We start from the raw sequence: 23,825 nt of genomic DNA on the forward strand, positions 1-23,825 counted from the left end.
CATTTCTTCATGTAAACGCACTTATTCAATATAATATGGATAAGGGCAATATTGATCAAGCTATCGCTACTTTGGACGAAGCCTTGGCAATTGACCCAAATTTTAACTTGGCTAGCTTAAGCAAACAAGCATTGACGTCAAGAAAAGATGCTCCAGAAGAGAAAAAATAATAACCTCGGTTATTAGAACAAAAAAGGCGAATCTTTAAGATTCGCCTTTTTTGTTCCATTCTATTTAGATTATTATCGTTTCAGAAATTCGTAATCACTTAATTCTCTTCATTTTTCAACAATTCATCTGGTAAAGTATTATTCACCACCACATTAAATTGATTTCTTAAATCATTATAGGCGGTAATCATTTGAATAATAGATTCCCTTGGGTTTTGTTGGTACTCCAAATCACCTTTAGCTTTTAACACGTAGGTTTTAAATAACTTTTGACGCCCTTTAATTTGTGGAATATTAAATTTTTCAGGGTACTCGCCAAGCTCCATTTTATTCTGATTCTCAATTAGCTCATCTACCAAAAACTGAAAATCTTCTATATGTTCAGAAGTATAGATTTTATCAAAACTTTGGTCTAAGGCATTATACTCTAACCAATCGTTTATTATAGTTTGCGCCTTAGCATCAACACGCGTTTTCTTCGGCAAGCTATCCGTTGTTTCTTCCCAACGGACTTCACGGACAGTTGATTTATCTTGCACTGTATCTTTACAAGAAGAAACCAGCGTAACGATTATTAAAAAAAAGATAATTTTGGACATAAGCGAATGTACAAATTTTAAGAAAAGGTATCTTTATCTCAAATTCATTTAACGAAAATTTTTAATGTCAAAATACATATTAATCATAGGGGCTTGCGGTCAAATAGGAACAGAACTAACATTAACCCTTAGAGAAAAACACGGTGGTGAGCACATTATTGCCAGTGATATTAGAGAAGGTAATGATGAGCTAATGGAGTCTGGACCATTTGAAATTTTAGATGCTACCAATTATGATGCTTTAGAAGAGGTCATTGCCTACTATGATATATCTGAAGTGTATTTAATGGCCGCAATGTTGAGCGCTACCGCAGAGAAATTTCCAATGCGTGCATGGAACTTAAACATGAATACCCTTTTCAATGTATTGAATCTTGCAAAAGATAAAAAAATAGAAAAGATATTCTGGCCATCTAGTATAGCCGTTTTTGGACCCAATACCCCAAAAGATGACACTCCACAGAATACCATCATGGAGCCAAGTACGGTTTACGGTATAAGTAAACAAAGTGGTGAACGTTGGTGCGAGTATTATTTCAACAAGTTCAATGTAGATGTGAGAAGTATTCGTTATCCCGGACTTATTAGCTGGAAAACCATGCCTGGTGGCGGCACTACAGATTATGCCGTAGAAATTTATCATAAAGCACTATCCGAAGGCTCGTACACCTGTTTTCTAGAAGAAGACACAAACTTACCAATGATGTTCATGGACGATGCCATACGTGCAACTTTACAGATTATGGAAGCGCCAACGGAGCGTATTAAAGAACGTTCTGCCTATAATTTGGCGGCAATGAGTTTCACGCCTAAAGAAATGGCAGAAAGCATTAAGGCCGTATTACCAAAATTTGAAATTTCTTATGAGCCAGACTTTAGGCAAGAGATTGCCAACTCATGGCCTAGCAGTATAGATGATACCAATGCGCAACAAGATTGGAATTGGAAATCGGAATTCGACCTGCAAAAAACTACCGAAGCCATGTTAGAAAATTTGAAGTAATACTGAAAAAATAAGGCTATTGTGATGTATAACTAAATCAGTTTTAGGTTTTATAAATCTCTATTTTATACTTAAATGTATATTTCACCGTTATCCTCTGGAAACCAACCTAAAATTTAAAAAAATTATGATTTACGGACTTACATTAATTATTCTTGGAATATTAGCAGTGCCTTCATTGCTTTTGTCCAAAAAGCCAAATGCAAAAGAGCTATTAGATAAAATTACACCTTATCAAGGTTGGATCGGCTTAATTTTCTGCATATGGGGTATCTGGGGTATCATTAGCGCAGTGCTAAACATTGGTATTCTAGGTAGTTTTCCAATTTGGTGGATAACCTGGATAGCTGTAAGTGTTGTTACTGCAGTATTAGGCTTCTTATTAGGTTATGGCATGATTCAAGATATGCTGTTATCTAAAAACGAAGAAGCTATGAAAAAAGGAGAAGCATTAAGAGCTAAACTAGCACCACTACAAGGAAAATTTGGTATTGCAGCTATTGGTCTTGGCATCTGGGCTATTATATCTAGTATTATGTTTATGGGATAAACCCACACATAAAACTGAACCATTTTTAAGGTTCTAGAATATATCTTAAACTAAAAGAGGTTTCCTAAAATGGGAACCTCTTTTTTGTTGTTATATAATCAGAAATTAATTCACAAACTTCAATCGCTTTTCAATTGCCATGATCATAGCATTGGCAATATCTTTACCTGTAGCGTTTTCTATACCTTCTAAACCTGGCGAAGAATTTACTTCTAACAATAACGGTCCTTTATTAGAACGAATAATATCAACACCTGCTACGGCAAGGTTCAATACTTTAGCAGCTTTTAAAGCAAGTTTCTTTTCATCTGCCGTTATTTTAATGATAGAGGCTTTACCACCTTGATGAATATTAGCCCTAAATTCTCCTTTTTGGGCTTGGCGCTGCATACTCGCAACAACCCTACCGTTCACTACAAAGCAGCGAATATCTTGTCCGTTTGCTTCTTTAATGAACTCTTGTACCAAAATATTGGTATTAACGCTTTTAAAGGCATTGATTACACTTTCTGCAGCCTTATTGGTTTCTGCCAAAACCACACCTTTACCTTGCGTACTTTCCAATAGTTTAATGATCAATGGCGCACCGTTCACCATTTTAATCAGGTCTTTGGTATCCATTGGAGATTTTGCAAAACCCGTTATGGGGATATGTATATCATGATTAGAAAATAGCTGAGATGCGAACAACTTATCTCTTGACTGTGTAATTGCTTCTGCCGAATTTTGACAGTACACTCCCAAATTATTGAATTGACGAATTAATGCACAACCGTAAAAAGTGACCGACGGTTTAATACGTGGAATAACCGCATCATAATCCTTTAAAATAATACCACCACGATATCTAATTTCAGGGGATTGCGCATCTAACTTCATATAAGCTTGCTCTACATTTAAAAAATGTATTTCGTGCCCCCTAGCCTCTGCGGCTTCCATAATTCTTTTGTTACTATATAAATTTGGATTACTTGCTAACAGTGCAATTTTCAATCCTGTTTTCTCCTTGTAATAGGGAGCATATAATTTATTTATCTCGTTATCCTCAAATGATTGTAGTTGATAATTTACAGCTGGGTTTACTATAAAGCGTTCGTTTAAAGCTTCTCTACCTAACAACATACGAAACTCCATCGTATCTCTATTGGCAAGCGTTAGTTCAATATCAAAAGTATCTTCTCCGATAGTCACTGGAGTTTTGATGACCAAACGTTCTTCAGAAATACCCGATGAACTTTTTACCATTCTACGAGCAACCAAACGTGCTTGACATTCAATGGCAATACTGCGATTCTCTTGCAACGGACTTACCTCGAACTTTACCCATTCTTGTCCGCCTTTTGAAATTATCTTTAAATTGGTAGCTTGTATGGAAGATGTTTTTGCTCCAGAATCTACCCTTGCTTTTATTGCCGGAATCCCCAAGTCATTAAACACACACCATTCCTCACTACCTATAATCTTTAAATTGTCCAATATTTTTTTTTGTTTTTGGCTCCTAATTCGGGAGCTTTCTTATTTCTTTTTTAACTCAAATAAATCTAATCTTCTATCGCGAAGGTTACGTACCGCCCCAAATTGATTTAATTCACGCAGCAAACTAATATCAACATCGGCAATTAATATCATTTCTGTATTCGGTGTCGCTTCCGCTTTAATTCCGTTGGTAGGAAAAGAGAAATCGCACGGTGTAAATACCATAGATTGTGCAAATTGAATATCCATATTCTGTACATTGGGTAAATTACCTACACTACCGGCAATAGCCACATAACATTCGTTTTCAATAGCTCTCGCCTGCGCACAATTACGCACCCTGGAATACCCGTTTTGTGTATCGGTCAAGAATGGTACAAACAGAATATCCATACCCTCATCTGCCAATAAACGACTAAGCTCCGGAAACTCGGAATCATAACACACCAACACCCCGATTTTACCACAATCAGTATCAAAAGCTTTTAATTGATGACCACCTTGCATGCCCCAAACCTTGGCTTCATCGGGCGTAACATGTAATTTTTCATAACGTTCCATACTACCGTCTCGTCTGCACAAATACCCTACATTATATAAACGACCGTCTATCATTTCTGGCATACTACCCGTTATAATATTGATGTTGTACGATATGGAAAACTCAGAAAATTTCTGGGCAATTGCCTGAGTATGTTTCGCTAATTCTCTAATAGCATCTGGCGTAGACATATGGTTGTTCACTGCCATTAATGGAGCATTAAAAAACTCTGGAAACAATGCAAAGTCTGAACGATACCCAGAAACCGCGTCTATAAAATATTCTGCTTGCTCCAATAGCGCATCCAAATCTTTGTATGGTCTCATTTGCCATTGAATCAACCCTAAACGAATTACGGTTTTCTTGGTAGCCGCTTTCTTAGAAGGTTTTTGATAATAGATATTATCCCACTCCATCAAAATGGCAAAATCTTGAGATGCCTTATCGCCATCTAAATATCCTTTCATGACCTTGGCAGGATGAAAATCATTACTGATCTGAAAATTCAGCACAGGGTCTTGAATCTCTTTTCTACGAACCTTATCAATGTATTCCTTTGGAGACAATTCTGATGCGTAAGCATGATAATTAGGCATACGACCACCAAAAACAATACTTTTTAAGTTCAATTTCTCGCAAAGTTCCTTTCTGTAATCATACAAACGACGCCCTAAGCGCAATCCTCTAAAACTAGGTTTTATAAAAACTTCTATACCATATAGCACATCACCCTCATCATCATGCGTATCAAAACTATACTTACCGGTAATTTGTTCATAGGTATGGGTTTCATCAAAAGCATCATAATCTACAATGATGGACAAGGCTACACCTGCCAGTTGACCATTAATTTTGATTACTACCTGACCTTCCGGAAATTTATCGATCAACGATTTTATATGTTTCTCTTTCCAATATGAACCTGGCATATTGGTGTAAGCAGAAATCATAGCGGTTTTTAAATCTTGATAGTCATCAAGATTCAAAAACTTTAATTCAATATTCTCAATTTTCATTTATCCGTTGTAAGCACAACGATATTTAGTTTATTATTTGTGAGATTCATTTTCCGGTTTACAAAAAGCAAACCGGAATTTTAAAGTGTTATTGATTTTCTTTCGCAAAAAAACTAGTCTTCACCATCAACCATGTCCTCAGGGTCTGGCTCTACAACTGCTGTTGGATCATCATCTTCAAAATCTTCATAATCATCTTCATCATAATTTTCCATAGTATATTCTAGTTTGGCACTGATCTTTACTAAATATTTAGTGTCTTCAGTCAACACCTCAACAGCCTCTATACGCTCTCCTTGTCCATTTCTGAAAGAGATAATATTACGATCATCATACCCATCTGGGTATCTCTCTACCAACAGTTTTAGAACTTCTGGCGTCAATTTTTTAAAATCAACTATGACTCTCTTTAAATGTGCGTTCTTGTCCATAATTACATATCTAACAGGTAAGCGAAAATTAGGGGTGCAACAATTGTAGCATCACTTTCAATGATAAATTTGGGTGTATTGATATCTAGTTTTCCCCAAGTAATTTTCTCGTTTGGCACTGCCCCTGAATATGACCCATAACTGGTAGTACTATCACTAATTTGACAGAAATAGCTCCAGAAAGGAGTATCTGTACGTTCCATATCTTGATATAACATTGGGACCACACAAATGGGGAAATCGCCCGCTATACCACCACCGATTTGGAAGAATCCGATTCCGTTTTGTGAGTTTTCAGTATACCAATCTGCCAAGAATGTCATGTACTCGATACCAGATTTCATAGTACTCGCTTTCAACTCGCCCTTCATTACATACGATGCAAAGATGTTACCCATTGTACTATCTTCCCAACCTGGACAGATAATAGGTAGGTTCTTTTCTGCGGCAGCGTACATCCAAGAATCTTTAAGGTCTATTTCATAATACTCTTCTAATACACCTGAAAGCAATAATTTGTACATAAATTCATGAGGAAGAAAACGCTCACCTTTATCATCGGCATCTTTCCAAATTTTGAAAATATGCTCTTGTAATCTTCTAAACGCTTCTTCTTCTGGAATACAAGTATCCGTTACTCGGTTTAAGCCTTTTTCCAACAAATTCCATTCATCTTGTGGAGTCAAATCTCTATAGTTTGGTACACGCTTGTAATGAGAATGTGCCACCAAGTTCATGATATCTTCCTCTAGGTTGGCACCTGTACAAGAAATGATTTGCACCTTATCTTGACGGATAACCTCTGCAAAGATTTTACCCAACTCAGCCGTAGACATTGCTCCTGCCAATGAAACTAGCATTTTGGCTCCATTCTCCAATTGGGTTTCATAGCCTTTTGCAGCATCAACCAAAGCCGCTGCATTAAAATGTAAATAGTATTTTTCTATAAAATTGGTGATTGCACCTTTAGTCTTCGTCATCTTCGAATCTTGAATTTGTGTTTGCTTTATAATCAACATCAAAAGTATTGTCATACTCTTGATCAATATCCTGCCCCGCAAACTTATAGCTGAGCATTTTGTAATATAATTTAGCCGCCAAAAAGTCTGACGATTTATCGGTTTTATTAGGGCATAGTTCTACAATATCAAAACCTACCACATTCTTATCTTCAAAAACCTGTTTTAAGAATTCTAAGGTCTCGTACCATAGTAATCCGCCTGGTTCCGGAGTACCTGTAGAAGGCATAATTGAAGGATCAAAAGCATCTAAATCTAATGTAATAAACACATTTTCTGTCATTGCTTCGATCACCTTGTCCGACCAATATTCATCGGCTACCATTTCATGCGCGAAGAAAGTTTTTTCTTCATCCATAACCGTTTTTTCAATAACGTCCATAGAGCGAATACCTACTTGGACCAAATTAGTGGTCTGGCTAGCTTCGTACACCGCACAAGCGTGGTTGTATTTGGTGCCTTCGTAAGATTCCCTTAAATCTGCATGCGCATCTATCTGTAATACCGTTAAGTTGTCAAAACACTCATTAAAGGCACGTATAGAACCAATAGAAATAGAGTGCTCACCGCCAAATAAGGTTACAAATTTATTACGTTTAATAAAGTCTTTAGTAATTACATGTACTTCATTGACCATTGCCTCAGGAGAATTGTCTTCTGTAATTGGCGCAGTTAAATGAATTCCTTGCTTATAAACCTCAGAGTCGGTTTCAATGTCATATAGTTCCATGTTTTCAGAAGCTTCTAAAAAAGCTTCCGGACCTTTGTCCGCTCCCTTACCCCAAGTACTGGTTCCGTCATAGGGAACAGGTATCAAGATAATTTTGGACTTCTCTAGTTGTGCGAATTCATCGGAAATACCGGCATAATTCTTAGATGTACTCATGATATATTAGCTATTATTAAGTAGTTTTTTTAGTAATAATTTTAAACTGTATATGTAATTCTTGTTGTATGAGTTTTTGCTACCCAATTAATTTTATTCACTATCAGAAGCTACATCGTATCCTAAAATATCTAGTAGATCTTCTGCCTTTTGTTGCGCTCTAAATTGCTTGTAAATGAAATTACCGTTCTCATCTTTATCAATTAATATATGCTTTGGCTGCGGAATTAAACAGTGCTGCAAACCGCCATAGCCACCAATTGATTCTTGATAAGCACCAGTATTGAAAAAACCGATATAAAGCGGTTTCTCCTTCTTATATTTTGGCAGATAAATAGCGTTCATATTTTGCTCACTGTTGTAATAATCATCACTATCACATGTCAATCCGCCTAACAAAACACGCTCGTATTCATCATTCCAACGGTTAATGGGCAGCATAATAAATCTTTTATTGATTGCCCATGTGTCCGGTAACGTAGTTATGAAAGAAGAATCTATCATATTCCATTTTTCACGGTCGTTCTGCTGCTTTTGATAAAGAATCTCATAAATGGCGCCGCCACTTTCACCTACCGTAAAACTTCCAAATTCTGTAAAAATATGAGGCACTGGAACATCTGCTTCTGAACACGTAATGTTGATCTGGTTTAAAATCTCATTGATCATATATTGGTAATCGTAATCAAATGCTAAAGAGTTCTTTATAGGAAAACCGCCACCAATATTTAAACTATCTAATGATGGACAAATTTTCTTTAAACGAACATAAACCTTTAAACATTTTACAAGCTCGTTCCAATAATAGGCGTTATCACGAATACCGGTATTAATGAAAAAATGAAGCATTTTAAGTTCAACCTTGTCATTATCCTTTATTTGGTTCTCATAAAACGGAACAATGTTCTTATAACCGATACCTAAACGAGAGGTGTAAAACTCGAATTTCGGTTCTTCTTCCGATGCTATACGAATACCAACTTTAAACGTATCATTGATTGCATTTGACAGTAAATCTATTTCTTCATAATTATCAATAATAGGTACGCAGTTTTGGTGACCGTTATTGATTAAACGGGCAATATTGTCAATATACTTTTCACGTTTAAATCCGTTACAAATGACATAAGTCTGATCCGTTAATTTACCGTCTGCCTTTAGTTTTTCTATAATATTGATATCAAAAGCAGAAGAGGTTTCCATATGAATCTCATTCTTTAGAGCCTCATGCATAACATGTTGAAAATGCGAACTCTTTGTACAATAGCAATAATGGTATTTACCTTTATAATTATTCTTTTCTATGGCATTTGCGAACCAGTTTTTGGCTCTTAAAATATTTTCTGAAATCTTTGGTAGGTAGGTAAATTTCAACGGGCTACCATATTGTTGAACCAAATGGTTCAAAGGTATACCGTGAAATTGTAAATGCTCGCCATCTAAATTAAACTCTTCTTGAGGGAAATAGTAAGTTTGATCAATAAGATCAATGTATTTGGTATTCATGAAATTGAATATTAAATAATAAAGAAATATGATTTTTATAAATATAGGAAGTTCCTTATTTCCATAAGGTTAAGAAAATGTAACTATGTTACCATAGAAATCATACCCTAATTTGTCTTTGGGTAGTTGGAATAAAAAAGTAGTCATGCTGACTTTGCATGATGATAGAAAAAGAGTTGGAAGTTTGCTTTACTAATCGGCAACCTATCTTATAAGCCATTTGTGAGAAACACTTCCAATTTCCCTCAAACCCGAACACAGAATAACGATACATAATGTTCAGCTAAAAGCTTGAAATACCCAACATACAAAGTTGTATCTTAGGACAGGACAAATGAAATCAAAAAAAATGAAAAAACAAGCGTTTTTATTTTTTTTAAGACAATTTATTTCTTTTTAAAAAATTGATTAAAAATAATTTCAAAATACTTCGCAACTATCTTACTTTTAAAAACTTACAAAATATTTTAAATTAATAAAAATGAAAAAAAACTATAAAAAACTGCTATTCTCATCTGTAATTTTATTTTTTATTACAAGTTTGGTTTCCTACGGTCAAATTACACCGGGAGTTTATGTAGATACCATTCAAAATAATGGTTTAAAAACAGTGCATCAAGTAAAGATAAATGATGATTATTTCATTTACAATGCATATGAAATTGAACCTGCAAAATTCATTAAAACCGTTGGTGGATTTTTTCAAATTGAGAACACAGCTACTAACAAACTATTAGTTGTTCTTTTAGAGTTTAATTCTAACTACGAGAATGATGCTGTGAGACAGTTATCAATTCCTATAGAAATGGATGGTGAAAAATTAAAAATGAATTGGTTTCAACAACTAACTTTAACTCCCCTTTACCCTAATTCACAAGATTTGGGCGGTACTTGGCTATTTGCAACCAGAGGTCCGGATACGGGACAAAAACGAAGAGGTGAAGAAAGTACTAGGAAGACCTTAAAATTCTTAATGAACGATACTTTTCAATGGATAGCTTATGACACTGAATCTTTCCGATTTTCAGGAACTGGAGGAGGTGCATATTCAGCAGAAAATGGTATTTATAAGGAGCATATAGAATTTTTCTCTAAAGACAATACTAGAGTTGGTGCGCAATTACTATTCAATTATAAGCTTGAAGAAAATGACTGGCACCATACAGGAAAAAACAGCAAAGGCGAACCTATGTATGAGATTTGGAGCAAAAGAGTAACGAGTGTAGAGTAAAATTAATTTGGCACTAATAAGTATGTTAGCATCTAACTTCTCATGCTTAGCAAATTAATCTAACATTATAAAAATGTTACCGTTTATCGAAAATAACATGAGCTGAACGTTAGCCTGCCATACTTTTTATAGTTTAGCAGAAAATTCCTACTTATGTCCAACTACATTAATTTTTTCGGGTTTTTCGCAGTTTGCTTAATTGTTGCCTTTTTATTGGTATTCTTTTTTAGTGAAAACAAAAACTAAATCCGCAAAAATCATTTGTATATAGAGACATTGGTCATCACTATATGGTAAAAGAAAAGCCGATTTATTCAATCGGCTTTTTTTATGAACTATAACCAATAAGGTGTTTCCTTAAAAAACATTTAAAAACTACAGTGCTTAAAAAGTGATGTTCCATATACAAAAACAAAGTTTTCAACTACCCTCATAGTATAATACTATAAAGAAATCGGTCATTATACATCCTAAGAATACATTACTTCGTACAATTTTACATTATAGCGAACTATTACTAAATAAATAGTTGCATGACTAATTGTTCGCTATTTGCACATGTCTACATTTCGTAGTTAATCAATCTCCTGTATTTCTAAAGTCAAACTGACTTTAATGAAAAACTACAAAAATCATAAAGGTTCAATTGAAGGTTTCAAAAAAAATATTAAAAATATAAGTCAGAAAAAGATTGATGTTAACCTTTTTTAAATCGTGTCATTAAAAGGCAAACGATTAAGAAGGAACATTATGAAAAATATTAAACTAATAGCAGTCTTATTTGTATTCATTAGCACCACTAATGTAAATGCACAATTTTTCAAGAAACTAACAGAACGTGCACAAGAGGCAGCAGCACAAACTGTAGAAAGAAAAGTTGCTGAAAAAACTGAGAGAGAAACCGAAAAATCTTTCGACACTGTCTTTAACAATAAAGGTAGAATGTTCAAAAACAAAAAAACCGAAAAACTAGAGCTTTATTCATTTAGCCACGAGTATGTAATGGAAATTGAAAGTGATGGAAGCACGACCGACATCACCTATTATTTAACCAATGATCATGAATACATAGGCAGTTCCTTTAATATGAAAGATGCTTCTGAGTTCGTAACCGTAATGGATCTGCCCAATGAGGCTATACACACCTTTATGAACATGGGCGGACAGCAAACAACAAATTCGGTGCAATTAAATTTAGAAGATGCCCCTGAACTAGCCATGAACAATGATGACTATAATATTTCGCAAACAGGTCAAACAAAAGATATTTTAGGATACGAATGTGATGAGTACCAAGTAACCGGACCGCAATTATCAGGCTCTGTATGGATTACCGAAGATGCAGGTATATCTTTCCATACCGCATATTCAAGCTTACGAACAAAGAAATTTAAAAATATAAAAAAGGGAATTGACCCATCTTGGTTAAGTATTATAGACGGTTTGGTACTTGAAATGGATATGATCGATTATTCACAGAAAAATGCGAAACCCGTACATATGATCTGTACCAAACTTATAGAAAAAGACTTTAGCATTAACACCTTAGATTATGAAAAATCATTTTAAAACACTTAGCATGAAACACACAATAGCAGTCTTGTTCTTTTCCCTTTTTATAGCATGTACCGAAACCCCTAAAAAACAGAACACCAGCGAACCAAATAGTGTATCGGCTTCGTCAAAACAAGAAGAAAGTAGTTCAAATACCTCAGGCGATTATAATTCTCTGTTTAATAATAACGATTGTGATATGAGCATTGCCGAATTGGCAGAAGTGCTCAAAGTACCAGAATCAAACCTAAGTAAGTTGGATAAAATTGGAGGAAACAAATGTTCTTTTGATTTGAAAGGGTTTGGTACAAATACTTTAGATGGCGACTCAAGAATTTCATGGAGGTCTACCCCTAGTTCTAAAAAACAAAACAAAAAAGAAATTGCCAATTACCTAGAGAGAAAAGAAGCTGGACTAAAAATTATGGGGATGGATATAGAGTTGGCAGAAACCGGCGATTGTTACATAGCCCAACAACCTGCTCATGGTAGGATCATAATTTACAATGAAAATTATGACGAAGCATTCTTAATACATTACGGAATTAAAAGTGCAAATACAGACCGTACCAAAGAGCAACATGAAGAGTTACGCCTTAAAATGACCGCCTTGGCGAACTATTTATTACAAAAACATAGAAAATAGCAATGTTATGAAAAAACTACTACTTCATATTTCTTTATTGTTCAGTCTTGTTGCATTAGCACAAGATGAAATAAAATTGCCCGAACTGGATACGGGCAATCAAGTCTATACCTTAGAATTTAGTCCAGATTCACAGAATAAAGAAGTGATTTCTGCTTATATGCAAGGTGAAACTGAAAAAGACTCACTACGTTTTTGGGCAGAAGGGACTATTCTAATTCAAAATGTTATGGTGACAGTGCTTTCTCCCGATAAAAACACAAAGATCAAGGTTGATATTGTCAAAAATAATTGGGAAGACAGCAAAATTAATGGCTATTTAGAAGATGGAGTTTTTCAAGAATCTTTCAACACGGCAGGAAAATTTGGAATAGTAGTATCTAGTGTTGAGCCTGGAAAACTTTTTTACTTAGCGATTTGGACAAGTGGTGAGTTAATACCAGATATGTCAAGATTATATTACCCAGCGTCAGAAAAAAAATCAATTACATATGCAAATAACAATAGTGGTAATATTGATAATATAGACAGTAGTACAAATACTAACTATTTAATGTTTGCAATAATTGCAATTCTAGTCATTATAGCAATTTTTCTTGGTCTAATGATTTTAAGAAAAAATAAAGGTGCTTTACTATTACTCTTTATGATATTTTTAGGTGGAAACAAAGTTTTGCACGCACAAGCCAGCTCTTTACAAGAAGTAGTACTTAATGATCTTCTGGAAGAATATACAGGCGTAAAAGATTTAATGACCTATTCTCGCAACCTTCAAGATGCAGGTTATTTGGGAAGACAACGACCCTTAGATCCAATTGATGATGCAGATTCAGAGGCAGATGTAAATCCCGCTGGAATACCTAACCTACCTTCTTCATGTATGCCCCCTAGATATGGAACTACTACTTTTGGAGGAAGTGCAGTCTCGGGTAATTTAGGAAGTTCAACAATGGGTATTGGTTCTTCGTCAAGCCCAAACACTGAAGGTAATAGTACTGATGAAAATTCTGATAACGATGCTTCAAAAAACTTGAATGATGATGAATCTGGTATACCCGATAATAAAGTTCAAGAATATGAAGCTGAAAAAAATAGATTAAGAAATGAACATCATGAGCTAGACCAACAGGCCCAAGAATCATATGATGAACAGATAGAGTTTGAGGACAAACTTTACGAGCGGCTAATGGACGCTGCTCAGGCCCAATATAGTGCTTCAATCGATGCAGCTAATGGCGATGCAACATTACTTTCAACCTTTTCAACAGCTTATGCCAACCAAACCTCAAGTCTATCTAGCGCTCATTTAAATAGAACTGAACAGTATCTAACTCAATTTCAAGAGCAAAATAGTCGCAATGATGCTTCATTAGAACACAGTCTTAAAAAATTGCGTGAACGCTATCAAGACTCAAATGATGAGGATTCAAAAAACGAAGAAGATCAAAATGATGAAAGTAAGGGTTTAGGAAATGATAGTGGCAATTCAAATATGGGTGGACAAAGCAGTAACAACTCAAGCACCGACCAGTCTTCAGTTGACAATTTTGATTCAGAATCAACTGACACCCCCAATAACAATATCTCCGAGCCCTCTAATTCAAATCCTAATGAAAACAATAATGAAGGATGTAATTGTTTGGATAGAGCATATATTGAACTGGACAAAAGACGACTTAATTTGGAAAGACTCCGTATAATTTATTCCCATTCTATGAAAAAAATTAAAGCAGGCATTGCTTTTGGTGATAATGTATCCGGTGTTCATGGAGTTTCTGGATTAGCTTGGCAAAGTCAAAAGATGATTATACTAAAAGAATCAATTCCTACACTGAACAAAGCTTATGATGATAAATATGCAGAAATGATAGAAGCATTAGAAGAGAATTTAAAGGAAATTGATAGATGTGAAGCCATGTTAGGATATGAAAATTGGTACAACCACGCAGGTTTCATCTATTATCAATTTATGGCTGATAAATATAAAAGAAATTAATCATGAGAAATTATTTGATATATCTGACATTGTTCGTACTCATACTATCATGCGGTGAGACCAAAAAAAATGGAGAAATTTCTGAAGAACAGTTAGAACTACAACCTGACCGCGATGATGAACCCAATATTTCATCTGATGACCTAGAAAAATCTATGGAGCAATTAGGCGACCTGTTTGATAAAGGCAATAGTGATGATAACTCTGATAATGACTCTCCAGAAACCAATGCTTTAAAGAAACTATTAGAAATGAGCGGGGCTGATAGCCAAGGCTCAGAAGATTTAGGTTCTTTTGGTGAACTATTAAATACTGATGCCATACTTAATTTGTTAGAAGCAAGCGGAGTGTCTAGAGAAGAAATGCAAAAACTGATAAACAACCCAGACAGCCTAAAAATTTTAGCTCAAGCAGCAATTGAGAGTAGAAAACTCGAACTTTATAATGAACCAGAATTAAAAGGTAAAGTATCAAAAGAACAGTTGACTTCAAAAAATACACCAACGGGTGTTTCACTTGAAGAGGCTATTTTAATAGTCCAAGCAGAATCTGGACCTGAAGCTACTATAGCAAAACTTAAAACTATAGATTCTTTAGCAGGCACCAATGTCATGGAAAAATTGGACTTGACCGAAGCAGGATATGTTATGCGTGATATTGAACACAAAGATGAAGAACCACCAACTGTCGAAGAAACCAAGAAAATGGAAGTGCTAAAAAAAGTAACTGGACAATTACATAGCGTCAAAGAAGCCGATAAAGTTTTGGCTGATCTTGAAAAAACTGAAAACGACATCAACTCTGGTGAGCTAAAAGCAAGTCCTAGTTATCAAAAAACCATAAAATATCGTAAACAAATTGCCAAAGTATTCCAAAAAGATTTTGAAAGAAAGGCTAAAGCTGCAAAAGATAAATTTAAAAAATTAAACCCCAATCTCTATTTTGGGGAAGAGACCGGCGAAACTTATGTTGGGCATATGAATAAAGCAGTTTATCTGCCCTTAGGGCAGCTATCATTTGCAGATCAAGTCGTAAAATCCAATCATCCATTGTTAAAAACGCAAGATGTAAATAATGTTATAGGAGAACCAGATGTATTGAAGGGATTTGACATAGAAGATATCACCGGGATTCATAGTTTGGGTTTAGGCGGTAGTATAACCGTACAATTTACTGACAACGCATTGACCGATGTAAATGGTCCTGATCTGTACATTTTTGAAATAGGACAAGTTGAACCGACTGATCTAGAAATTTCTAAGGACGGCAAAAAATGGATTCCTGTTGGTAAAATTGACGGAGGTGTTGCCGAAGTTGATATTTCACCATTTGTAAAACAGGGCGAACTATTTTATTATGTACGCCTAACCGATTTAAAAATGAAAAGTGGCTTACCAGGTGCAGATGTAGATGCCATAGCTGCAATTGGCGCTGCTATGCGCTTAAACCTTGATAGCAAAGTATTATTTGAAACGGGAAAATCTAATCTAAAACCAGAAGGTCGTATTGCTTTAAAAGAACTTGCAAAAAATATCGTCGTATTAAAAAAAGGAAATGTAGTAGTAGCAGGTCATACAGATGATGTAGGAAGCGTAGAAACCAACCAAAAACTATCATTAGCTAGAGCCAAAAGCGTCTCTGCCGAATTAAAAAAACTAATTCCCAGCAGTGGTTTCCGTTGGAAAGAAAAAGGATTTGGCGAGTCACAACCACTAGTTGTAAATGATACCGATGAAAACAGAGCCAAGAATAGAAGAGTTGATGTTCTTATTTTACCTAATTAACCACTAATACCAATGAAACATACAATACCCCATATAATTTTGATGTTGCTAACGATTGCCTGTTACTCCCAATCAATGACGCAAAATCATGTAATTGATTTGGTTGAAATATTAAATAACGAATCTACAAACAACATTCAACTAACTCTAACGGATAATAAGGCCGAACTAAAATGGCACCAAGAAACTACTGTTCTTGCAATTAAAAATAAGCACGATACCTCTACTTCAAGTGACACTTCTCAAATAAAAAAACCGATATCTTCATTGAAAAATAGACAAGCAGGACCCATATACTTTCAATTCAGTTTTAAACCAGTTACAAGTACCGAAACTAGTTTTAGGGCAAATAAATTCGGAAATATATTTTTCACTTTACATTTTAATGACCTCGGTCCTATAAAAATCACTAGCAAATTAAGTGCTTATTCATGTGTACAGAAAGTGTCAGATTCCGCACCACATATAGTTCAATGGTCTGGAGACACCTATATCAGTTTTTCACTTAACCCAAAAAAGACAGCCGACACTATTCAATTTAATGTACAAGGTATTACCATAAGTGGAAGGTTTGCAAGAGAAGATCAAAAACCGATTCACAAAGAGTACTCCAAAAATTTAAGGAAAGATATAAGACAAACGTTTGAAACTTTTTTTAGTCAAGCCTCTTTTAAATTAAAAGACAATAATAATCTTGTCCTAGTAAAAACAATGTAGCGTCAACATGCTCCTAATTTTTTTCTGAACATTGTTAACCTTTTTCATCTATCTGCATTAATTGTAAATAACAATTAAAACAAAGAAGATGAAAACAAATTTACGCACAATTCAGGTTACCATAATGGTATTTCAGTTACAGCTAAATCAAAAAAGGCTAAAAGTACTTTTTTTTAATGCTGAAAAAACTTAAATAGTAACAATCATACCGTAAAATATACCAGTGTTACAATCCAAACGGCACTTGTTACATGTTTTATAGGTTTCAACTCATAAATCACATATATTTAAGTGTAACCAACTGATTTTTAAACTATAACTAAATCTATTTATTAAAATTTAAAATTACTACATCATGAAATCTAAACTATTATTAATTGTAATGTTCAGTGTGGTTTTATGCGCCTGCGATAAAGATTTTACCGGAACCATTACAGACAAAGAGAAAATAGAACTAACCAGCGAAAATTATATTTATGAAGGTGACCTAGAAAAATATTATATAAATAATGAAATTCAACTTATAGACATTAAGTTAAAGAATGCAACAGCAGAAGAAAGTAAAGAATTGCTAATTGTAAAAGATGAGTTAAAGCAACGTTATTCCCAAATTTTGAGTTTTGACGAAGTAACGAAAAGATGGCCAGTACCTTGTGACATGCCTAATGGCAAATGCGTTCCAGTAAGGTTTGAGTACTTTGTATTCAGCAGTAAATTTTCTCAAATAAAATGTACCATAAGTACCATTACTGGAGAAGTGTTAACGACTATAGACAAATTGAGTCCATTACCAGGGGAACCACATTTACAATACCTAGAAATCAATGCCAAGGGTTTTGGTGATCAAATAATTATTCAAATCGAAAAAACCGATGAATTTGGAGATACTTTAAACTATAATCAAAGCTTAGGTTTATAACAGGTTTAGTATTTTAGTGTAATGGCTCTAAAATTCAAGAAGTCCTATGCCTGTGTTAAAGAAAATAATTTACCTAATTTGCTTTTGTCCCATTTGTTTGTGGTCACAACAATTAACGCTTTCAAAAATAGATTCGTTAAATGAAAAAGCAGAACAGTTCTACTATTACGAAAAAGATTCTGCCTACTTCTATTTTGACCAGGTCAAAGAAATTGCAAAAACAATTAATAGCGATTCTATACTTATAGAGTCGCTATTTAATTCTACGGGGGTTTCTAGTTATCATTACGATTTAAGTAGAATGAGCGCCAATCTTAGCCAACTAGATTCTTTAATTTCCGGTACTACCATTTTAAACACAGATAACTCAAATATTCTACTGTATTACCAAGGTGACTATCACCTAAAATTATTAGAATACTCAAAATCACGAACAGCTTTTGAGAAGATTATAAAGAACTATAACTCTGTAAATACAAAAAGTGAAACACGCACAAGTTTAGCCTCTGCAGCATATAGTTTTCTCGGAAAACTTTATATGATAGAGGGTAAATATGACGACGCAAAGTCTTTGTACAGAAAAAACATAAGAGATATTCAAAAATCAGAAAATGTTGATTTAGAAGCGTTAACCGGTAATTATAATTTGCTTGCCGAAGTATTAATAAAGGAAAAACAATATAAAGAAGCGAACACCTATTTGCTTAAGGCATATGCTTATAATAAAAAAGAAAAAAATACCAATTCTGCAATTTCCAATGCATTTCATATTGCTGAAAACTATGGTTATCAATTACAAAAAGATAGTGCCCTTTTATTTTTAAATGACTCTAAAAAATTATTTCAAAACAAACCTATATTTCAAGTAAAATACCATTTAAAAAAAGCGATTATCCATAAAAATAATTGGGAATATGAAATTGCTATAATTGAAATAGATTCAGCAATAAATAGTATCAAATATAATTTTGAAAAACAAAAAAACTCTGATTTAGAAATTGCTTATAATGAAAAAGGGCTACTTCAAAACCTTTTGGGTTTTCATGAAAAGGCATTAGTAAATTTCGATTTGGCACTTAAAACATCCTTAGACAAAATGGACAAGGATCCTAACGCCCTAAAACTATTTAAAAATAAGGCTACGACTTTAAATTTAAACAGCGATAATGAATCTTACTTAAAGGCAACTGCGGTGGCAAATCAGGCCACAACTTTTCTTAATCAAATAAAACCAAGTTTTAAAAATTCTACCGATAAATTATTTTTAATAGAAAATGCTTATCCAATTTTCGAATCTGGCATAGCATCATCTCAAAACTTATATAAGTCAACTAACAATGATATTTATATAGATGAAGCTTTTGAATTCTCTGAAAATAGTAAATCCGCCCTATTGCTAGAAGCTCTATTATCTTCTAAAGCCACAGAATTTGCTAAAATTCCAAAAAAAATATTATCACGAGAAACTCAATTAAAAGCTGAAATTACACATATTGAAAAACAAATCGCCGTTTCAGAAAATTTAGAAGAAGGTATAGAAGACCAGCTATTTAACCTTAGACAAGAACTTCGTAATATGGTAGTCGATATTGAAACCAACCACCCAGCGTACTACGACTTAAAGTATAATAATAAAATAAAAACACTGCCTGAAGTACAGGATAATCTTTCGAAAAACGAACTCTTTATTTCCTACTTCTATGGTAACCAAAATATTTACAGTATTGCTATTTCAAAGAATGAAAAATCTTTTCATACTATTGAGATTACCGATGAACTTGAAGAACATATAAGCGACTTACATGCTATGCTTTCTAATCCAAAATCGAAATCAGATTCACTTTCTAAGTGGAGTCATAAACTGTATCAAAAACTACTAGGTCCAATTTTAGAGTCGCATCCACAAGAAAGAATTATACTTGCCCCAGACGGGTTGTTAAACTATATACCTTTTGGCAGTCTGGTTACCAATGAGAGAGAGCGTCACTACTTGATAGAAGATAGAACCATTAGTTATGTTAACTCAGCTACTTTGTGGTCTCAATTAAATGGCAAAGAGCAAAACAGTGCTAACCTACTAGCATTTGCACCTAATTTTGATATTAATATACCTTCAGACGGAACCCGTTCTCAAGTGTTAGGCAATTTGCCACACAACAGAAATGAAGTTCAGCAGATTTTGACATCTTTTACCGGCAAATCTTTTATAAATGACCAAGCTACGCTTCAAAATTTCACTGCTACGTTATCAGATTACTCGGTTTTACATTTGGCAACACATGCCGTATTTAATGATAAAAATCCCGAATATTCCTATTTAGCTTTTACTCCAAAATCAGAATCTGATGATTTACTTTTTGTAAAAGACCTATATAACTTGACCTTAAATGCCAGTCTCGTAACTTTAAGTGGCTGCGAAAGTGGTATTGGCGAACTTAAACGCGGAGAAGGTTTTTTAAGCCTTGCCAGAGGTTTTTTCTACAGTGGTGCCGCAAGTATATCAAGTACGTTATGGAAAGTGAACGACAATTCATCATCTGAACTCATGGGCGAGTTCTATGAAAATTTAGCGGATGGAAAACCAAAAGACGCATCTCTACGAGAAGCTAAACTCTCCTTTTTAAAAAAGAACAAAGAGAATGGATTGGTACACCCCTACTATTGGTCAGGTTATATCATTCAAGGGAACACCGAACCTTTAGTTACCTCAACTAATTGGCAATGGTATTTGTATGGAGGTATTATTTTTGTCTTTTTTATTTTTCTGGGAAGAAAGAAATTAATTCAACTCTTTAAGTAACTTCGTTGCTTCATCTTTCTTATATGTTCCCATATTTATAAGTTGTTCCAATAAATTTTCAGCTTCTTCTTTCTGTTCTAATTTAAGGTTTGCAAGCGCTGCGTACCAGTATCCCTCATCTTTAAACTCACTATTTATAGAAATAATTTCTTGAAATTTATCTGTAGCTTTTAGATAATCTCCATTGGCAAGATAAACTTGACCTAGGTAAAAATCTACATAATCTAACCCAGTCTTTTCTTTTAATTCAATAAGATATGTAATGGCAATATCATAATCATTGGTTTCGTAAGCTTCAAAAGCTAACCGTTCTAATGACTCGTCAGAAACATCACCACGAGTTATCGTATAAACCGTATTAGGATATTTCTCATAATTGGAAGCATACAATTCTTCTGTTCCATTAAACACATCAGAATTAAATACAAACCAACTCAAACCTACCAACAAAGCAATACTAGCAGCAATACTTAATGGCTTCCAGAAATTTTGTTTTTTCTGGTTAGCTACACCACTTAATTCAGATTCAAAACCTTGTAGTTTTTTCTTTAGATTATCATTTTCAGATGTACGAACAATAGATTTTACATCCTTCTCAAATTCAAACTGCGCTTTAAATTCGATATCACTTTCCACCAGCTGATTAAATGTAATTCTCTCTGTTTCGGTTAATGAACCGTCAAAATATTTCAATAATAATTGTTCTTTATCCATCATAATTTGGGGGCGTTTTTAATGGCTTCTTTTAATGTTTTTAAACATCTAGATTTCTGACTTTTTACCACATTTTCACTATTATAATTTCCTTCTGCCATAATTTCTTTAATGTTATACTGTTGGTAGTAGAAAAGCTTTAATATTTTTTGACATTTTTCTCCTAATGCATCAAAGTACTTCTTTAATAATTTTTGTTCTGGCGACAAAGCATCATTGTCAATATCAAATGCTTCGATTTCGTTATCTATTTCTTCTACTCTATTCAATAATAATTCATTATTTGTATGCTTATTTCCTTTTCGTAATCGCTCCATAATCTTATACTTACCAATACTTATTAAATAAGTACTTAAAGAGCTTTTCAAAGTTGTTAATTTTCCATTTTGGATATTCTCATACAGTGCTACATAAGCATCTTGATAAGCATCTAACACCTCTTCATCTGCCAAAGAATATCTTTTGGCAAAATTTAAGAATAGCTCACGATTCTCTTCATATACCTTTTTAAAAGCAGATTCAGAACCTTCTTTAAGTGCTTGAAATAAAGTTTCATCTGAATGATTTTCCATTTAATGCATTTACGGATAAATAGTTAACACTTAAAAGTAAAAAATTAAAGTGAATGTTAACCTTTTCTTCTAATTAGCATGAATAGTTGCAACCAAAAACTATATAAAAATGAAAATAGCAACCCTCCTATTTATCTGTACAGCATCTATAACCATGAACGCTCAACTTATAATTGATGATTTTACCACTGGTGAAATCAGCCATTTGACTTTTACCGATATGAATGAAAATAGAAAACTGCAAACAGGTAATCATATTATTGGTCAAAATCGACAGATATTTGCAAAACTCAATCAAAATCCTTTCGAGCATAACATGCAGTTAAGTATAAAAAAAGGAATCCTTGTCATGAGCTACGGTTATGACACTCGGGGCACTACTTATATAAACTATGGCGTCAATAAAACTGGTAATGCCCCACTAAATATAGATGCAAGCAAGTATAAATCGTTAAAAGTTGAATTTGAAGCAAAGAGTACTGTTAACGGCATAAACCTAAACCTATTCACAAATACCACTTATGCTGCATACGGCAAGCATGTACCGGCTCGTGAAGGTAAGTTCGTCTTTACCATTCCGTTTTCAGAAATAAAGCCAACTGGCGATGATTTTACATTTTCCGATATCGATTTTATAAGACTACAACTTGACTCTAGAAGTAAAACAGGATGCAACATGGCGATAACCAAAATTTGGCTCGAATAAATATTTAATAAGCTATAAAATAGAAATCATCAAAAATTAAAAGAAAATAAATTTCAAAGTAACAAGGTTGTAAATAGCTTATCAATTTCTTCTTATAAAAATGATGTAACGGTATAAATAACTCTTTTAACCTATTATCCAATATTAAACTTTCTTAGTAATATAAACAGTTAGGTTATCTATTCTACTCATAAATCTCTACCACCATTTCTATCTCAACTGCCATATTACCAGGCAAAGAGCCCATACCCACTGCAGCGCGCGCATGTTTGCCATTATCACCAAACACTTCTACCATTAAATCTGAATAGCCATTGATCACTTTAGAATGATCTTTAAAATCTGGAGCAGCGTTCACCATACCGTGTACACTTACAATTCTTTTTACTTTGTTTAGATTACCTAATTCAGCTTTCAATACCGATAATTGGTTAATACCAACTTCACGGGCCGCCTGGTAGCCTTGTTCTATGGTTAAACTATCGCCCAACTTACCAATTATATTTTCACCATTTGCCTGTTTAGGTCCTTTACCCGCTAAGAACAGTAAATTACCGGCTCTTGCAGCATGAACATAATTTGCTACAGGAATTCCTTGATCTCTAAGGGTAATATTTAAACTATCTAAAATAGCTTCCGGATTATAATCGACATCAGCTGTTTCTTTAGAGGAATTTTCTTTTTCGGCATCCTTATTAACATCGGCGCAACTAATGATCAAGAATGACAAAAGAACATAAATACAGTATTTCATAATATCTATTTAAAGGTGGTTATTAAGACTACAAGTTACCTAATAGTTCATTATCAATACAATACCGTCAAAATCTATAAACAACTCATTGCATAAAAAACATTAAAAATTATATAAATATTATTTTTTGCGCTTTCTGTCGTAGTTAAGGTATCATTTTACTAAAAAAGCATTGATATTATTTCATTTTTATTAGTTTAGCAAATTAACAAAACAACAACTAAATCAATTTAAA

Annotated in this window: 21 protein-coding genes; 11 read left to right on the top strand and 10 right to left on the bottom strand. The window is 33.9% G+C overall.

What is annotated here, in order from left to right:
• Window positions 1-268 precede the first annotated feature (268 nt).
• Complete coding sequence (locus ABJI11_RS00790; protein WP_348348600.1) at window positions 269-769, bottom strand: hypothetical protein; 501 nt, start codon at window positions 767-769, stop codon at window positions 269-271.
• A gap of 64 nt (window positions 770-833) precedes the next feature.
• On the opposite strand from ABJI11_RS00790, the gene ABJI11_RS00795 reads away from it, so the two are divergent.
• Both ABJI11_RS00795 and ABJI11_RS00800 read left to right on the top strand, forming a co-directional pair.
• A complete protein-coding gene (locus tag ABJI11_RS00795; RefSeq protein ID WP_348348602.1) occupies window positions 834-1,772 on the top strand; it encodes an NAD-dependent epimerase/dehydratase family protein in 939 nt (312 codons plus the stop codon).
• Window positions 1,773-1,899: 127 nt separating this feature from the next.
• Window positions 1,900-2,322, top strand: a complete 423-nt coding sequence (locus ABJI11_RS00800) for a hypothetical protein (protein ID WP_348348604.1) — start codon at window positions 1,900-1,902, stop codon at window positions 2,320-2,322.
• A gap of 105 nt (window positions 2,323-2,427) precedes the next feature.
• On the opposite strand, the gene rimK is transcribed toward ABJI11_RS00800, so the two are convergent.
• The 6 genes from rimK to ABJI11_RS00830 form a co-directional block, all read right to left on the bottom strand.
• Window positions 2,428-3,798, bottom strand: a complete 1,371-nt coding sequence (gene rimK / locus ABJI11_RS00805; RefSeq protein ID WP_348348606.1) for a 30S ribosomal protein S6--L-glutamate ligase — start codon at window positions 3,796-3,798, stop codon at window positions 2,428-2,430.
• Between the two features lie 39 nt (window positions 3,799-3,837).
• Complete coding sequence (locus ABJI11_RS00810; RefSeq protein ID WP_348348608.1) at window positions 3,838-5,355, bottom strand: bifunctional GNAT family N-acetyltransferase/carbon-nitrogen hydrolase family protein; 1,518 nt, start codon at window positions 5,353-5,355, stop codon at window positions 3,838-3,840.
• Between the two features lie 113 nt (window positions 5,356-5,468).
• Entirely contained in the window at window positions 5,469-5,786 is a 318-nt protein-coding gene (locus tag ABJI11_RS00815; protein ID WP_348348610.1) for a hypothetical protein, read from the bottom strand.
• A 2-nt stretch (window positions 5,787-5,788) separates the two neighbouring features.
• Window positions 5,789-6,766 carry a deoxyhypusine synthase family protein gene (locus ABJI11_RS00820; protein WP_348348612.1) on the bottom strand — a complete coding sequence of 326 codons (978 nt, stop codon included), beginning with the start codon at window positions 6,764-6,766 and terminating at the stop codon, window positions 5,789-5,791.
• Entirely contained in the window at window positions 6,753-7,691 is a 939-nt protein-coding gene (gene speB, locus ABJI11_RS00825) for an agmatinase (RefSeq protein WP_348348614.1), read from the bottom strand. Before speB ends, ABJI11_RS00820 begins: the two co-directional genes overlap by 14 nt.
• Window positions 7,692-7,784: 93 nt before the next feature.
• On the bottom strand, window positions 7,785-9,197 hold the full coding sequence (locus ABJI11_RS00830; RefSeq protein ID WP_348348616.1) for an arginine decarboxylase: 1,413 nt from the start codon (window positions 9,195-9,197) through the stop codon (window positions 7,785-7,787).
• A 481-nt stretch (window positions 9,198-9,678) separates the two neighbouring features.
• Here ABJI11_RS00830 and ABJI11_RS00835 point away from each other — a divergent pair, with 481 nt between their 5' ends.
• The 8 genes from ABJI11_RS00835 to ABJI11_RS00870 all read left to right on the top strand — a co-directional run bounded on the left by ABJI11_RS00835 (window position 9,679) and on the right by ABJI11_RS00870 (window position 20,844).
• Entirely contained in the window at window positions 9,679-10,428 is a 750-nt protein-coding gene (locus ABJI11_RS00835) for a hypothetical protein (RefSeq protein ID WP_348348618.1), read from the top strand.
• A 750-nt stretch (window positions 10,429-11,178) separates the two neighbouring features.
• Window positions 11,179-11,997, top strand: a complete 819-nt coding sequence (locus ABJI11_RS00840; RefSeq protein ID WP_348348620.1) for a DUF4412 domain-containing protein — start codon at window positions 11,179-11,181, stop codon at window positions 11,995-11,997.
• Window positions 11,998-12,007: 10 nt separating this feature from the next.
• The gene (locus ABJI11_RS00845; RefSeq protein WP_348348622.1) at window positions 12,008-12,628 is read left to right on the top strand and encodes a hypothetical protein; all 621 of its coding nucleotides are present in this window, start codon (window positions 12,008-12,010) and stop codon (window positions 12,626-12,628) included.
• A 7-nt stretch (window positions 12,629-12,635) separates the two neighbouring features.
• Window positions 12,636-14,624: a hypothetical protein gene (locus tag ABJI11_RS00850; RefSeq protein ID WP_348348624.1), complete on the top strand. Its 1,989-nt coding sequence runs from the start codon at window positions 12,636-12,638 to the stop codon at window positions 14,622-14,624.
• Window positions 14,625-14,626: 2 nt separating this feature from the next.
• Entirely contained in the window at window positions 14,627-16,408 is a 1,782-nt protein-coding gene (locus ABJI11_RS00855; protein ID WP_348348625.1) for an OmpA family protein, read from the top strand.
• A 75-nt stretch (window positions 16,409-16,483) separates the two neighbouring features.
• Window positions 16,484-17,125 carry a hypothetical protein gene (locus tag ABJI11_RS00860; protein WP_348348627.1) on the top strand — a complete coding sequence of 214 codons (642 nt, stop codon included), beginning with the start codon at window positions 16,484-16,486 and terminating at the stop codon, window positions 17,123-17,125.
• Between the two features lie 355 nt (window positions 17,126-17,480).
• On the top strand, window positions 17,481-18,044 hold the full coding sequence (locus ABJI11_RS00865; RefSeq protein WP_348348628.1) for a hypothetical protein: 564 nt from the start codon (window positions 17,481-17,483) through the stop codon (window positions 18,042-18,044).
• Window positions 18,045-18,141: 97 nt separating this feature from the next.
• Complete coding sequence (locus tag ABJI11_RS00870) at window positions 18,142-20,844, top strand: CHAT domain-containing tetratricopeptide repeat protein (RefSeq protein WP_348348630.1); 2,703 nt, start codon at window positions 18,142-18,144, stop codon at window positions 20,842-20,844.
• Here the strand turns inward: ABJI11_RS00870 and ABJI11_RS00875 are convergent.
• Both ABJI11_RS00875 and ABJI11_RS00880 read right to left on the bottom strand, forming a co-directional pair.
• The gene (locus tag ABJI11_RS00875; protein WP_348348632.1) at window positions 20,824-21,561 is read right to left on the bottom strand and encodes a hypothetical protein; all 738 of its coding nucleotides are present in this window, start codon (window positions 21,559-21,561) and stop codon (window positions 20,824-20,826) included. The two genes, ABJI11_RS00870 and ABJI11_RS00875, sit on opposite strands and share 21 nt — an antisense overlap.
• Window positions 21,558-22,130: a sigma-70 family RNA polymerase sigma factor gene (locus ABJI11_RS00880; RefSeq protein ID WP_348348634.1), complete on the bottom strand. Its 573-nt coding sequence runs from the start codon at window positions 22,128-22,130 to the stop codon at window positions 21,558-21,560. The genes ABJI11_RS00875 and ABJI11_RS00880 overlap by 4 nt, the downstream gene beginning before the upstream one ends.
• A gap of 109 nt (window positions 22,131-22,239) precedes the next feature.
• Between ABJI11_RS00880 and ABJI11_RS00885 the strand changes: the two genes are divergently transcribed.
• Window positions 22,240-22,836: a hypothetical protein gene (locus tag ABJI11_RS00885; protein ID WP_348348636.1), complete on the top strand. Its 597-nt coding sequence runs from the start codon at window positions 22,240-22,242 to the stop codon at window positions 22,834-22,836.
• Window positions 22,837-23,020: 184 nt separating this feature from the next.
• Here ABJI11_RS00885 and ABJI11_RS00890 read toward each other — a convergent pair whose 3' ends face one another.
• A complete protein-coding gene (locus ABJI11_RS00890) occupies window positions 23,021-23,590 on the bottom strand; it encodes a RidA family protein (RefSeq protein WP_348348637.1) in 570 nt (189 codons plus the stop codon).
• Between the last annotated feature and the right edge of the window lie 235 nt (window positions 23,591-23,825).

This window comes from Maribacter sp. (assembly GCF_039968975.1).
Taxonomy (GTDB): Bacteria; Bacteroidota; Bacteroidia; order Flavobacteriales; family Flavobacteriaceae; genus Maribacter.